The organism is Streptomyces sp. NPDC001339, from assembly GCF_042895955.1.
Lineage (GTDB): Bacteria > Actinomycetota > Actinomycetes > Streptomycetales > Streptomycetaceae > Streptomyces.
The window spans coordinates 481,242-495,389 of sequence record NZ_JBIAWT010000006.1 but is presented as its reverse complement, the minus strand read 5'-3'; the positions used below and the strand labels follow the sequence as shown (position 1 = coordinate 495,389).

Below are 14,148 nucleotides of genomic sequence, written 5' to 3'. Positions count from 1 at the left end.
TTCACCGCTCGCAGAGCTCCCCGCTCTCTCGCACCACCATCCCCGCCGTTGTGACGGCGGCGAAGGAGATGATTCACGTGTCCGCTACGCCTGTGCTGGCGTTGCGCGGAATCTCCAAGCGGTTCGGCGCCGTCCAAGCGCTCACGGACGTCACCCTGGAGATCCACCCCGGTGAGGTGGTCGCCCTCGTCGGCGACAACGGTGCCGGCAAGTCCACCCTGGTCAAGACCATCTCGGGCGTCCACCCGGTCGACGAGGGCACCATCGAGTGGGAGGGCGAGCCGGTACGCATCAGCAAGCCGCACGACGCCCAGGAACTCGGGGTTGCCACCGTCTACCAGGACCTCGCGCTCTGCGACAACCTCGACGTCGTCGCCAACCTCTTCCTCGGCAGCGAGACCCGCACCGCCGGTGTCCTCGACGAGATCGCGATGGAGAAGCGCGCCAAGGAGCTGTTGGACACCCTGTCCATCCGCATCCCCAGCGTCCGTATCCCCGTCGCCGCGCTCTCCGGCGGTCAGCGGCAGGTCGTCGCGATCGCCCGCGCACTGATCGGCGACCCGAAGATCGTCATCCTCGACGAGCCCACCGCCGCCCTCGGCGTCGAGCAGACCGCACAGGTCCTCGACCTCGTCGAGCGGCTGCGGGAACGCGGTCTGGGCACCATTCTCATCAGCCACAACATGGCCGATGTGCAGGCCGTCGCGGACCGGGTCGCGGTGCTGCGACTGGGCCGCAACAACGGTGTCTTCGACGTCGAGGGCACCTCCCACGAAGAGATCGTCGCCGCCATCACCGGCGCCTCGGACAACGCCGTGACCCGCCGCAAGGCGCGTACGCACCAGCAGGCGAAGCGCACGGACCAGGAAACGAAGGAGGCCGGCGCATGAGCGACCTCACCAAGGAGCCGACGAAGGAGTCGGCCAAGGAGCCGGCCAAGGAGCCGACCGGGGAGCGGACGGCCCAGGCCCCTGCGGCCGACGCCACGCCCCCGCCGGCCGCCGTCGACCCCCGGCTGCTCGTCCGCGAACAGGGCCTCGCCGGCTACCTCACCGTCTTCAAGCGCCGAGTGCGCGGCGGTGAGCTGGGCTCGCTGCCGGTCGTCGTCGGCCTGATCGTCATCGCGATCGTCTTCCAGCTCAAGAACAGCAGCTTCCTGTCCGCGGACAGCCTCGCGAACATCGGTGTCTACACCTCAGGCCTCGGCATCATGGCCGTCGGCATCGTCTTCGTGCTGCTGCTCGGGGAGATCGACCTCTCGGTCGGCTCCGTCGCGGGCGTCGGCGCGGCCGTCTGGGCCGTGCTCAGCGTCACTCACGGGGTCGATGACTGGCTCGCCGTACTGATCGCCATCGGGGCCGGTGTGGCCATCGGCGCCCTGCATGGGTTCTTTTTCGCCAAGATCGGAGTACCGGCCTTCGTCGTCACTCTGGCCGGTTTTCTCGGCTGGAGCGGGCTGCAGATCTGGATCATGGGCAAGGAGGGCTCCATCAACACGCCGAGCGGCAGTGTCGTGGAGCACCTCACCGGCTACTACTTCGAGGACAAGGCCGCCGCGTACGGACTCGCGCTGATCGCGGTGCTCGCGTACGCCGGATCGCTGCTGCTGGAGAGCAGGCGCCGTAAGGCCGCCGCGCTGCCGTCCCGGCCGCTCAGCGAGGTCCTGCTGCGCTCCGGTGTCGTCGCGGTGCTCGCCTTCGCCGTCGCCTATGTCCTCAACGAGCCGGCCGGCGCCCGCGGCCTGCCGCTGGCCCTGGTGCTCTTCCTCGCCGTGCTGGTCCTCGCGGACTTCGTGGTGCGCCGTACCACCTACGGCCGGCAGATCTTCGCGGTCGGCGGCAACGCCGAGGCGGCCCGACGGGCCGGTATCAACGTCAACACGATCCGGATCAGCGTCTTCGCGATCTCCGGGATGCTCGCCGCCTTCGGCGGACTGTTCATCGCCAGCCTCTCCGGGGGCGCCACCAAGAACCTGGGCGCGGGCAACACGCTGATGAACGTGATCGCGGCGGCCGTCATCGGCGGCACCAGTCTCTTCGGCGGCCGCGGCAAGATCTGGTCCGCGCTGCTCGGCATGCTGGTCATCCAGTCGATCCAGCAGGGCCTGAACCTGCTCGGTATGGCGAGCGAGATCCAGTACATGATCACGGGAGCGGTGCTGCTCGCCGCGGTCGTGATCGACTCGGTCTCGCGCCGGACCCAGAGGACGGCCGGGCGTACCTGACGCGCGGCGCGCCGTCCATTCGGCGGACACCGGCCCCCACCGGGCATGATCCGGTGGGGGCCGGGCCGCGTCGGGGAGGCGGTCGGGGAAGCACCGTCACCCGAGTGACATACATCGCGAGGCCCGGGCGTCGACGCGGCGACCGCAACATTAGACTCATCTGATCGGCAAGCTCGATCACAGCACCAAGCCCGACCACGGCAGGCTTGACCAAGCAAGGAGGCAGGAGTGCAGAAGGTGCCGCGCGCGTTGCTTTCCCGCATCAAGGGACCACGCGACCTGGACCGACTGGGCCCGGAGCAGCTCGAGCAGCTGGCCGGGGAGATCCGTAGCTTCCTTGTCGACGCGGTCGCCAAGACCGGCGGCCACCTCGGCCCGAACCTCGGCGTGGTCGAGCTGACCATCGCCCTGCACCGCGTCTTCCACTCCCCGAAGGACAAGGTCCTGTGGGACACGGGACACCAGTCCTACGTCCACAAGCTGCTCACCGGCCGCCAGGACTTCTCGAAGCTGAAGATGAAGGGCGGACTGTCCGGCTACCCCTCGCAGGCCGAGTCCGCGCACGACGTCATCGAGAACTCCCACGCCTCCACCGTCCTCGGCTGGGCCGACGGCCTCGCCAAGGCCAACGAGCTGCGCAGGCGGAACGACCATGTCGTCGCCGTCATCGGCGACGGAGCCCTCACCGGCGGCATGGCCTGGGAAGCCCTGAACAACATCGCGGCCGCCAAGGACCGTCCGCTGGTGATCGTGGTCAATGACAACGAGCGCTCGTACGCCCCCACGATCGGCGGCCTCGCCAACCACCTCGCCACGCTCCGTACCACCGATGGCTACGAGCGCTTCCTGGCGCGCGGCAAGGACCTCCTGGAGCGCACGCCCGTCGTCGGCAAGCCGCTGTACGAGACGCTGCACGGCGCCAAGAAGGGCCTCAAGGACTTCATCGCGCCGCAGGGCATGTTCGAGGACCTCGGCCTGAAGTACGTCGGCCCCATTGACGGCCACGACATCGAGGCCCTGGAGTCCGCCCTCCAGCGCGCCAAGCGCTTCGGCGGCCCGGTGATCGTGCACTGCCTCACCGAGAAGGGCCGCGGCTACCAGCCCGCCCTGCAGGACGAGGCGGACCGCTTCCACGCCGTGGGCAAGATCCACCCCGACACGGGCCTGCCGATCGCCTCCTCCGGCGCCGACTGGACCTCCGTCTTCGGCGAGGAGATGGTCAAGCTCGGTCACGAGCGCGAGGACATCGTCGCGATCACGGCCGCCATGCTGCAGCCGGTCGGTCTGGACAAGTTCGCCAAGGCCTTCCCGGACCGGGTCTACGACGTCGGCATCGCCGAGCAGCACGGCGCCGTCTCCGCCGCGGGCCTGGCCACCGGCGGTCTGCACCCGGTCTTCGCGGTCTATGCCACCTTCCTCAACCGCGCCTTCGACCAGGTCCTGATGGACGTCGCGCTGCACAGGTGCGGCGTCACCTTCGTCCTGGACCGGGCCGGTGTCACCGGCACCGACGGCGCCTCGCACAACGGCATGTGGGACATGTCGATCCTCCAGGTCGTCCCCGGTCTGCGGATCGCCGCCCCGCGCGACGCCGACCAGGTCCGTGCGCAGTTGCGCGAGGCCGTCGAGGTCGAGGACGCCCCGACCGTCGTGCGCTACTCGAAGGGCGCGGTCGGTCCGGCCGTCCAGGCCGTCGGCCGGATCGGTGGTATGGATGTGCTGCGCCGGCCCGCCGAGGGCATCGACCGCCCGGACGTGCTGCTGGTCTCTGTCGGTGCGCTCGCCCCGATGTGTCTGGAGATCGCCGATCTCCTCGACAAGCAGGGCATTTCGACGACCGTGGTGGACCCGCGCTGGGTCAAGCCGGTCGACGAGGCGCTCCCGGGTCTGGCCGCCCAGCACCGTGTGGTCATCACCGTCGAGGACAACTCCCGTACCGGTGGCGTCGGTTCGGCGATCGCCCAGTCCCTGCGGGACGCCGGGGTGGACCTGCCGCTGCGCGACTTCGGTATCCCCGAGAAGTTCCTCGACCATGCCTCCCGTAAGGAGGTCATGGCGGAGATCGGGCTCACCGCGCCGGACATCGCCCGCCAGGTGACCGGCCTGGTGGCCAAGATCGACGGTCCGGCCGAGCCCGCCGGGGTCGCCCGCGACTGACTCCGTCCGGGACTGACTCCGCCCGCCGCGGACCGGCGGCGGCGCGTCGACGAACCATGGACCGCGACACACCGCGGACCGTGGCACGAAGACCGACGTGCCATGAAGACCGACGTGCCATGAAGATCAATGGGCCGGGCAGACCATCCGTTCACTCGTACGGATGTTCCATCCGGCCCATCTGCATACCCAGCGAATCACCCCATCGGGTGAATCCCTGCCGCCCGGAGGCCCGCCGAAGCTGACTGTTTCCAGACATTGCGGAGACTCGGTCAGTTCAGGAGAGTTGCCAGGGACGTCCAGGCGGAGGTTCGCCCATGAGCACACAGCACGGCACACCACACGATTCGCGTCGCAGAAGCGGTCTGTTCAGGACGAAGACTGTCGAGCAGTCGATCCTGGACACCGAGGAGCCGGAGCACACGCTCAAGAAATCCCTGTCCGCGCTTGATCTGACCGTTTTCGGGGTCGGTGTCATCATCGGCACCGGCATCTTCGTCCTCACCGGAAAAATCGCCAAGGAGCAGGCCGGGCCCGCGGTCGCGCTGTCCTTCGTCGCGGCGGGCGTGGTCTGCGCGCTCGCGGCGCTGTGCTACGCCGAGTTCGCTTCCACCGTGCCGGTCGCCGGATCGGCCTACACCTTCTCGTACGCCTCACTGGGCGAACTGCCCGCCTGGATCATCGGCTGGGACCTGATCCTGGAGCTCGCCCTGGGCTGTGCGGTGGTCGCGGTCGGCTGGTCCGGCTATGTCCGCTCACTGCTGGACAGCATCGGATGGCATCTGCCGGCCGGCCTGACCGGCAGTCATGAAGGGCAGTTCGGCTTCGACATCCTGGCCTGCGTCCTGGTGCTGCTGCTGACCGTCATCCTGGTACTCGGGATGAAGCTGTCCTCGCGGGTGACGGCGCTGGTCGTCGCCGTCAAGGTCACCGTCGTCCTGCTCGTCATCATCGCCGGCGCCTTCCTGATCAGCGGCGCCAACTACGATCCGTTCGTACCGCCCAGCCGGCCGAGCGCGGCCGGGGGCGGACTGGGCGCTCCGCTCTCGCAGCTGATGTTCGGCTTCGCGCCGTCCAACTTCGGCACCATGGGAATCTTCGCCGCGGCCGCGGTGGTCTTCTTCGCGTTCATCGGCTTCGACGTCGTGGCCACCGCCGCCGAGGAGACTCGCAACCCGCAGCGCGACGTACCGCGCGGCATCCTCGGCTCGCTGGCCATCTGCACGGTCCTCTACGTCGCCGTGTCCGTCGTCGTCACCGGCATGGAGAAGTACAGCGAGCTCTCCACCGACGCACCGCTCGCCGATGCGTTCAAACACCACGGGAAGCCGTTCTTCGCCGGTGTGATCAGCTTCGGTGCGGCGGTCGGCCTGACCTCGGTCTGCATGATCCTGCTGCTCGGCCAGAGCCGGGTGTTCTTCGCGATGAGCCGGGACGGGCTGCTGCCCCGGGTCTTCTCGCGAGCCCACCCCAAGTACGGAACCCCGTACCGGTCGACCATCGCGCTGGGCGTCGTCGTCGCCGTCGTGGCCGGCTTCACCTCGATCGATGTGCTCGCCGAACTGGTCAACATCGGCACGCTGTTCGCCTTCGTCGTGGTCGCCATCGGCGTGATCCTGCTCCGCCGCTCCCGTCCCGATCTGCCCCGCAGCTTCCGCACCCCGTGGGTGCCGGTGGTGCCGGTGCTGTCCGTACTCGCCTCGCTGTGGCTGATGCTCAATCTGCCTGCGGAGACCTGGGTCCGGTTCGCCATCTGGATGGTCGCCGGCTTCGGCGTCTACTTCGTCTACGGACGGTCACACAGCCGGCTGGGCATGCGTAACCGGGAGGAGTCAGGCAGACATTGACCCCGGAGCCGTCCGGGCCGTTGGGTCTTTTCGTCCCTTAGGGGGTGCTCGAACAGATCCCCTAGGGGACGCGAGCGCCCCCTGCGGGGCCACAACGTGGCGGTGCCGGACGGTATTCCCATGCTGCGGTGCCGGACGGTAGTCCCACGTGGCCGTACCGGACGGTATTTCCACGAGGCGCTGCCGGACGGTATTCCCAGAGGGCCCTACCCCCTGTCGCGCTCGCCCCCCTCGCGCTCGCTCCCGGTGCTCTCGCCCCCGGCCCCGCGGCCCCACACCGTACGTGGTCCCGCTACCCGGGCGCCCAGGGCCTGGACGCGTTCGCGCAGGCCGCGGTCCGCGGTGACGACCAGGCAGTCCCGGCCGGCGGCCTCGGCGGCCACCAGCTGCACGATCCGGTCGTCGCCGCTGCCGGATGCCGACACCACCCGTACGCCTTCGACGGAGGTCACTCCGCGGGCCGCGCCCTCCACCACCAGCACCATCTCCAGGGGAGGTGCGACCAGCCCCGGCAACCCGCCCTCCGCACAGGCCGGCAGAGCGTCGCGCAGTCGCTCCGCGGCGCCGCGACGGTCCCGCCACCACCCGTCGGGCACCGAGCCGACGACATTCGCGGCGTCGACAATGACCAAGGAATCCATACCCCCAGCCTCCCACGCCCGTCATGCAACGCCGTGAGGGCCGGCCCCCACGGAGGGAGCCGGCCCGCACCTCTGCGTCAGCTGACTACGCGGGCACGCTCGCCACGCCCGGGGCCAGGAACTTCTTGCCGGTCACCCGCTCGGACACACCCGCACGGTCCAGGTACGGCGTGATACCGCCCAGGTGGAAGGGCCAGCCGGCGCCGGTGATCAGGCACAGGTCGATGTCCTGCGCCTCGGCGACCACGCCCTCGTCGAGCATCAGCCCGATCTCCTGCGCGACGGCGTCCAGCACCCGGTCGCGCACCTGCGCCTCGGTCAGGACGGCGTCGCCCTGCTTGAGGAGCGCGGCGACCTCCGGGTCCAGCTCCGGCTTCCCGCTGTCGTAGACGTAGAAGCCGCGCTTGCCGGCCTCGACCACGGCCTTCAGGTTGGGGGAGACCTTGAAGCGCTCGGGGAACGCCCCGTGGAGGGTCTCCGAGACGTGCAGACCGATCGCCGGGCCGACCAGCTCCAGCAGGACGAGGGGCGACATCGGCAGGCCCAGCGGCTCGACCGCCTTCTCCGCCGTCTCGACCGGGGTGCCCTCGTCGATGACGTTCTGGATCTCGCCCATGAAGCGGGTCAGGATGCGGTTCACCACGAACGCCGGGGCGTCCTTGACCAGCACCGCGGTCTTCTTCAGCTTCTTGGCGACACCGAACGCCGTCGCCAGCGCGGCGTCGTCGGTCTTCTCGCCGCGCACGATCTCCAGCAGCGGCAGGATCGCGACCGGGTTGAAGAAGTGGAAGCCGACGACCCGCTCGGGGTGCTTGAGCTTCGACGCCATCTCGGTGACCGACAGCGAGGAGGTGTTGGTGGCGAGCACGGCGTGCTCCGGCGCCACGGCCTCCACCTCGGCAAACACCTGCTGCTTGACGCCGATCTCCTCGAAGACCGCCTCGATGACGAAGTCCGCGTCGGCGAAGCCCTCGGCCTTGTCCAGCACACCGGTCACCAGGGCCTTGAGGCGGTTGGCCTTGTCCTGGTTGATCCGGCCCTTGCCGAGCAGCTTGTCGATCTCGGCGTGGACGTAGCCGACGCCCTTGTCGATGCGCTCCTGGTCGATGTCGGTCAGGACGACCGGCACCTCCAGACGGCGCAGGAAGAGCAGCGCGAGCTGAGAGGCCATCAGACCGGCGCCGACGACACCGACCTTGGTGACCGGGCGCGCCAGGTTCTTGTCCGGTGCACCGGCCGGCCGCTTGCCGCGCTTCTGCACCAGGTTGAACGCGTAGATGCCGGCCCGCAGTTCACCGCCCATGATCAGGTCGGCGAGGGCCTGGTCCTCGGCGTCGAAACCGGCCTGGAGGTCGCCGTTCTTGGCGGCGGCGATGATGTCGAGCGCGCGGTACGCGGCCGGGGCGGCGCCGTGCACCTTGCCGTCGGCGATGAACTTTCCGCGCTCGACGGCCTGGTCCCAGGCCGCACCGCGGTCGATCTCCGGCCGCTCGACGGTGACGTCACCCTTGAGGACCTGCGCGGTCCACACCAGCGACCGCTCCAGGAAGTCCGCACCCTCGAAGATCGCGTCGGCGATCCCGAGGTCGAAGACCTGCTGGCCCTTGAGCTGCTTGTTCTGGTTGAGGGAGTTCTCGATGATGACCGAGACGGCCTTGTCCGCGCCGATCAGGTTCGGCAGCAGCGCACAGCCGCCCCAGCCCGGGACCAGGCCCAGGAACACCTCGGGGAGGGAGAAGGCCGGGAGGGCCTTCGAGACGGTCCGGTACGTGCAGTGCAGACCGACCTCGACGCCGCCGCCCATCGCGGCACCGTTGTAGTACGCGAAGGTCGGCACGGCGAGCGCGGACAGCCGCTTGAAGACCTCGTGGCCGCCCTTGCCGATGGCCAGCGCTTCCTCGTGCTTCTTCAGCAGCTCGACGCCCTTGAGGTCGGCGCCGACCGCGAAGATGAACGGTTTGCCCGTGATGCCGACGCCGACGATGTCACCGTCCGCCGCCTCCTTCTCGACCTGGTCGAGCGCGGCGTTCAGATTCGCCAGCGAGGCCGGACCGAAGGTGGTCGGCTTGGTGTGGTCGAAGCCGTTGTCGAGCGTGATGAGGGCGAACTTGCCCGCACCGTACGGCAGATCGAGGTGGCGGACGTGCGCCGAGGTCACGACCTCGTCAGGGAACAGCTCGGCCGCGCCCTTGAGAAGCTCAGCGGTAGTGGTGGTGCTCACTTGTCGCCTCCGGCGTCCTTGTGGTGCGGGTTCTCCCAGATGACCGTCGCGCCCATGCCGAAGCCGACGCACATGGTGGTCAGGCCGTAGCGGACCTCGGGCTGCTCCTCGAACTGGCGGGCCAGCTGGGTCATCAGCCGGACGCCGGAGGAGGCCAGCGGGTGGCCGTAGGCGATGGCGCCGCCGTACTGGTTGACCCGCTCGTCGTCATCGGCGATGCCGTAGTGGTCGAGGAAGGCCAGCACCTGGACGGCGAACGCCTCATTGATCTCGAACAGGCCGATGTCGCCGATGCCCAGGCCCGCCTTGGCCAGCGCCTTCTCGGTGGCCGGGATCGGCCCGTAGCCCATCACCTCGGGCTCGACACCCGCGAAGGCGTACGACACCAGGCGCATCTTGACCGGGAGGCCGTTCTCCCGGGCGAAGTCCTCGGAGGCGATGATCGAGGCGGTGGCACCGTCGTTGAGGCCCGCGGCGTTACCGGCCGTCACGCGCCCGTGGGTGCGGAACGGGGTCTTCAGCCCGGCCAGGTTCTCCAGCGTCGTCCCCGGACGCATCGGCTCGTCGGCCGTCACCAGACCCCAACCGGTCTCGCCCACCTCGGCGTTGGTGTTGCGCACCGAGATCGGGACCAGGTCCTGCTGGATCTTCCCGTTGGCGTACGCCTTCGCCGCCTTCTCCTGTGAGCGCACCGCGTAGGCGTCCGCGCGCTCCTTGGTGAGGTGCGGGAAGCGGTCGTGCAGATTCTCCGCCGTCATGCCCATGAACAGGGCTGATTCGTCGACCAGCTTCTCGGACACGAACCGCGGGTTCGGGTCGACGCCCTCGCCCATCGGGTGGCGGCCCATGTGCTCGACACCGCCCGCGATGACGGCGTCGTACGCGCCGAAGGCGATGGAGCCGGCGGTGGTGGTGACGGCGGTCAGCGCACCGGCGCACATCCGGTCGATGGAGTAGCCGGGCACCGACTGCGGGAGGCCCGCGAGGATGCCGGCGGTACGGCCGATGGTCAGGCCCTGGTCGCCGATCTGCGTGGTCGCGGCGATGGCGACCTCGTCGATCTTCGCGGGGTCCAGGTCCGGGTTGCGGCGCAGCAGCTCCCGGATGGCCTTCACGACGAGATCGTCGGCGCGGGTCTCGTGGTAGATGCCCTTCGGGCCCGCCTTGCCGAACGGGGTGCGGACGCCGTCGACGAAGACGACGTCCCTAGCGGTACGAGGCACGTTGGCTCTCCTCCAGGTGCGGGATGGCACTGCTGCTGGGCGCCCCCAGGGACGCTTCACACCGACATGCTACTTACGGGTAACCAAGCTGCACACCCCCATCGCGCGGAGCGGCGAAGGTCACACCGGATGGCGGCGCGACGGACCGGACACCCGCACCGGCCCCAGGGGGGAGGTCAATGGGCACGACGCGGCCATCCAGCCGAAGCGGCGAAGCCCGCCGGCCGGGAGCTCGGGGATCGGAAGCCGGAAGCCGGAAGGTCGCAGATCGCCGTAAGCTGGAAGCCGAAGATCACCGGCCGAAAACCGGCGGAAAAGGGCCGAATGCTGTCGCCTCCTGGCGCAATCCACCCCGCCCGGCATGCCCAACGACGCCCTGCGATGCCAACGCCCGTCCGGCTCCTGGATCCGCCCGTCCGGCTCTTGGATCCGTCCGTCCGGCTCCTGGGCAGCAGCCGGGAATACCCGCCCCCACCGCCCCGTTGTGGCCCGCAAGGGGGGGCTCGCGTCCCCTACGGGATCTGTTCGAACGCCCCCTACGGGTACGCGTGGGGGCGTTCGTGCCTCAAGATCGTCCCGCCCGTTCGTGCCTCAAGCTCGTACCGCCGGGGTGCCTGCCCCGGCGGGACGGTCCGGTCAGCCGGCGTCCGGGGCGGCCAGCAGTGCTTCCGTGAGAATCGGGGTGACCTGTTCGATCTGCCATGGCCGGGCGCCGTGCTCGGCCAGGACAGCGGTGACCGACTCGGGGGTCGGCACGGCCGGCGGGTTCCAGCACAGCCGGCGCACCGTGTCCGGGGTGATCAGGTTCTCCTGCGGAAGGTTCAGCTGCTCGGCGAGCGCGGTGACCGCCGCGCGGGCGGCCGACAGCCGGGCCGCGGCGGCCGGGTCCTTGTCGGCCCAGGCCCGGGGCGGCGGCGGGCCGTTCAGCGGCTGGCCGGGCTGCGGCAGCTCGCTCTCGGGCAGCGCCCGGGCGCGGTCGATGGCGGCCTGCCACTGCTCCAGCTGCCGACGGCCCATACGGTGCCCGAAGCCGGGCAGCGCCGCCAGGGCGTGACTGCTCTGCGGCAGGTGCAGCGCGGCCTCCACGATCGCGGTGTCGCCGAGCACCTTGCCGGGCGAGATGTCGCGCCGCTGGGCGACCTGGTCGCGGGCCGTCCACAGCTCCCGTACGACCGCCATCTGGCGGCGTCGCCGGACCTTGTGCATACCGGACGTCCGGCGCCAGGGGTCCTTGCGGGGCGGCGGCGGGGGAGCGGCGGCGATCGCGGCGAACTCCTGCCGGGCCCACTCCAGCTTGCCCTGCCGCGTCAGCTCCTCCTCCAGCGCGTCCCGCAGGTCCACCAGCAGCTCGACGTCGAGCGTGGCGTAGCGCAGCCACGGTTCGGGCAGCGGCCGGGTGGACCAGTCGACGGCCGAGTGGCCCTTCTCCAGGGCGAAGCCGAGGACGTTCTCCACCATCGCGCCGAGGCCGACCCGGGCGAATCCGGCCAGCCGTCCGGCCAGCTCGGTGTCGAACAGCCGGGAGGGGGTCATCCCTATGTCGCGCAGGCACGGCAGGTCCTGGGTGGCGGCGTGCAGCACCCATTCGGCGTCGCCGATCGCCTCGCCCAGCGCGGACAGGTCGGGGCAGCCGACCGGGTCGATCAGCGCGCTGCCGGCGCCCTCGCGGCGCAGCTGGACGAGGTAGGCGCGCTGGCCGTACCGGTAGCCCGAGGCCCGCTCGGCGTCGACGGCCACCGGACCGGTACCGGCGGCGAAGGCGGCCACGACCTCGGCGAGCGCCTCTTCCGTGGCGGTCACCGGGGGGATGCCCTCACCGGGCTCCAGAAGGGGGACCGGCGCCGGCCGGGTGTCCGGAGGAGGCGGGTCTCCGGCTGCTCGCAGTGTCGTGTCTGTCGTGTCTGCTGCGGTCTTTTGGGCGTCGGTCACCAGTCAAGGGTATCTGTGTATGTACGTCGCCCGTCGAGGGAAGGTTCCCTCGACGGGCGAGCGGGTCGGGCGAAGGGGTAGCGGTCGGGTGAAGGGGGTCAGTGGATGATGCCGGTGCGCAGCGCGACCGCGACCATGCCGGCCCGGTCGCCGGTGCCCAGCTTGCGGGCGATCCGGGCGAGGTGGCTCTTGACGGTCAGTGCCGACAGTCCCATCGAGACGCCGATGGCCTTGTTGGACTGGCCCTCCGCCACCAGCCGCAACACCTCGACCTCACGGCCCGACAGCTCGCGGTAGCCACCGGGATGCCCGGGCGCGCCCGGTGGACGGCGCTGCAGACGGGCCGCGTTGGCGCCGATCGCGGAGGCACCGGGGCGGCCGGGAATGCCCAGGTTGGTGCGCGTTCCGGTGACGACATAGCCCTTGACGCCGCCGGCCAGGGCGTTGCGTACGGCGCCGATGTCATCGGCCGCGGAGAGCGCGAGGCCGTTGGGCCAGCCGGCCGCCCGGGTCTCGGACAGCAGCGTGAGGCCGGAGCCGTCGGGAAGGTGGACGTCGGCAACGCAGATGTCGCGAGGGTTGCCGACGCGGGGACGAGCCTCCGCAATGGACGATGCCTCGATCACGTCACGTACTCCGAGGGCCCACAGGTGGCGGGTGACGGTGGAGCGGACGCGAGGGTCGGCGACGACGACCATGGCCGTCGGCTTGTTCGGGCGGTAGGCGACCAGGCTCGAAGGTTGCTCGAGGAGAACAGACACCGGGCCTCCTGGGGGAGTGGCAGGGACGGAAGCCGGCTGGGGGGAGCCGGAATGATCCGTATTTGAAGGGTCACTGACCTCTTCGGCAGCAAACCGGCGGGACTTTAGACTTTGATCACGATTTAGTTAGGGGCAATTCGGGCAAATCGGATGGGTGATCGATCAGGTGTGGGCACGGAGTGCATACCGAGGTGATCAGAGCCGTACGCGAACGTGATCAGACGGGCGCGCCGAGGCGGGCACGTCGGGGGGCGCGGCGAGGGAGGGCGCCGGGGGTGACGGGGCGACGTGTCGGGCCGCCCGTCCGCGCCCGGGGGATGACGACGGGACTTCCGGCACGCCTGGCCAGGACTTCCGCGCAGGGCAATACGGCACGAGGCGATACAACACAGAGCAATACATCACAGGGCAATACGGCACGGGGCCATACAGCTAGTGCGGCTGTGACCCCCGGCGCTGCGGCAGCGGGACCACCCCGCCGCGCGGCGCCATGTCGAGTGCGACCGGCGGCAGCCCCGCCACCTGGCACAGCAGATCGCACCACGCCGCCAGATGTGCCGCCAGGTCCGGCACTCCGCCGGGGCCCTCGGCTGGCGTCCAGGACGCCCGGATCTCGATCTGCGTCGCCGGCTCGCGGGCCGCCAGCGCTCCGAAGTAGGACGAACCGGCCCGGGTCACCGTGCCGCTCGGCGCTCCGTAGCCCACCGCGCGGGCGTCCAGCGCGCCCGTCAGCCACGACCAGGAGACCTCCGGCAGCAGCGGATCCGCGCCCATCTCCGGCTCCAGCTCCGCCCGTGCCAGCGTCACCACCCGGAAGGTGCCCTGCCAGGTCTCGTCCCCGGCCGGGTTGTGCAGCACCACCAGCCGTCCGTCGGCCAGATCCCGGACCTCGTCGCCCGGCCCCGTGCCGTGCTCGACGACCGCCGCCTCCAGCGCGTACGCGTACGGGGCGAGCCGTTTCGGTGCGGGCGTCGGGTCGATCTCGATCTCCGGCCGCAGCCGTGCCGACCGGAGCGCCTCGACCGCCTGACGGAAGGGGATCGGGACCTCGTCCGCGCTGTCCGCGAGGTGTTCGTGAGCCGCAGCCATGCCCGGAAGAGTAGGCCGAACCGGCCCCGCATACGCGGAGGACACCCGGTGCGCGC

The 14,148-nt window shown here is 70.2% G+C and carries 10 protein-coding genes; 4 read left to right on the top strand and 6 right to left on the bottom strand.

Annotated features, from left to right (window positions below):
• The first annotated feature begins 68 nt into the window (after nucleotides 1-68).
• The 4 genes from ACFY12_RS20370 (at nucleotide 69) to ACFY12_RS20355 (ending at nucleotide 6,228) form a co-directional block, all read left to right on the top strand.
• Nucleotides 69-890 carry an ATP-binding cassette domain-containing protein gene (locus ACFY12_RS20370; RefSeq protein ID WP_390717203.1) on the top strand — a complete coding sequence of 274 codons (822 nt, stop codon included), beginning with the start codon at nucleotides 69-71 and terminating at the stop codon, nucleotides 888-890.
• Entirely contained in the window at nucleotides 887-2,224 is a 1,338-nt protein-coding gene (locus ACFY12_RS20365; protein WP_390717202.1) for a sugar ABC transporter permease, read from the top strand. Before ACFY12_RS20370 ends, ACFY12_RS20365 begins: the two co-directional genes overlap by 4 nt.
• A 228-nt stretch (nucleotides 2,225-2,452) precedes the next feature.
• Nucleotides 2,453-4,381 carry a 1-deoxy-D-xylulose-5-phosphate synthase gene (gene dxs / locus ACFY12_RS20360; protein WP_390717201.1) on the top strand — a complete coding sequence of 643 codons (1,929 nt, stop codon included), beginning with the start codon at nucleotides 2,453-2,455 and terminating at the stop codon, nucleotides 4,379-4,381.
• A 317-nt stretch (nucleotides 4,382-4,698) separates the two neighbouring features.
• Complete coding sequence (locus ACFY12_RS20355) at nucleotides 4,699-6,228, top strand: amino acid permease (RefSeq protein WP_390717200.1); 1,530 nt, start codon at nucleotides 4,699-4,701, stop codon at nucleotides 6,226-6,228.
• Nucleotides 6,229-6,434: 206 nt separating this feature from the next.
• On the opposite strand, the gene ACFY12_RS20350 is transcribed toward ACFY12_RS20355, so the two are convergent.
• The 6 genes from ACFY12_RS20350 to ACFY12_RS20325 all read right to left on the bottom strand — a co-directional run bounded on the left by ACFY12_RS20350 (nucleotide 6,435) and on the right by ACFY12_RS20325 (nucleotide 14,092).
• Nucleotides 6,435-6,869, bottom strand: a complete 435-nt coding sequence (locus ACFY12_RS20350; RefSeq protein ID WP_390717199.1) for an NTP pyrophosphohydrolase — start codon at nucleotides 6,867-6,869, stop codon at nucleotides 6,435-6,437.
• A gap of 85 nt (nucleotides 6,870-6,954) precedes the next feature.
• Nucleotides 6,955-9,090, bottom strand: coding sequence for a 3-hydroxyacyl-CoA dehydrogenase NAD-binding domain-containing protein (locus ACFY12_RS20345; RefSeq protein ID WP_390717198.1), 2,136 nt, complete (start codon nucleotides 9,088-9,090; stop codon nucleotides 6,955-6,957).
• Nucleotides 9,087-10,313 (bottom strand): thiolase family protein, encoded by a 1,227-nt coding sequence (locus ACFY12_RS20340; protein WP_390717197.1) that lies wholly within the window; start codon nucleotides 10,311-10,313, stop codon nucleotides 9,087-9,089. Before ACFY12_RS20340 ends, ACFY12_RS20345 begins: the two co-directional genes overlap by 4 nt.
• A gap of 636 nt (nucleotides 10,314-10,949) precedes the next feature.
• Nucleotides 10,950-12,242 (bottom strand): HRDC domain-containing protein, encoded by a 1,293-nt coding sequence (locus ACFY12_RS20335; RefSeq protein WP_390717196.1) that lies wholly within the window; start codon nucleotides 12,240-12,242, stop codon nucleotides 10,950-10,952.
• 98 nt (nucleotides 12,243-12,340) lie between these two features.
• Nucleotides 12,341-13,003 (bottom strand): response regulator transcription factor, encoded by a 663-nt coding sequence (locus tag ACFY12_RS20330; protein WP_066929724.1) that lies wholly within the window; start codon nucleotides 13,001-13,003, stop codon nucleotides 12,341-12,343.
• A gap of 432 nt (nucleotides 13,004-13,435) precedes the next feature.
• Nucleotides 13,436-14,092 (bottom strand): DUF3000 domain-containing protein, encoded by a 657-nt coding sequence (locus tag ACFY12_RS20325; RefSeq protein WP_390717195.1) that lies wholly within the window; start codon nucleotides 14,090-14,092, stop codon nucleotides 13,436-13,438.
• Between the last annotated feature and the right edge of the window lie 56 nt (nucleotides 14,093-14,148).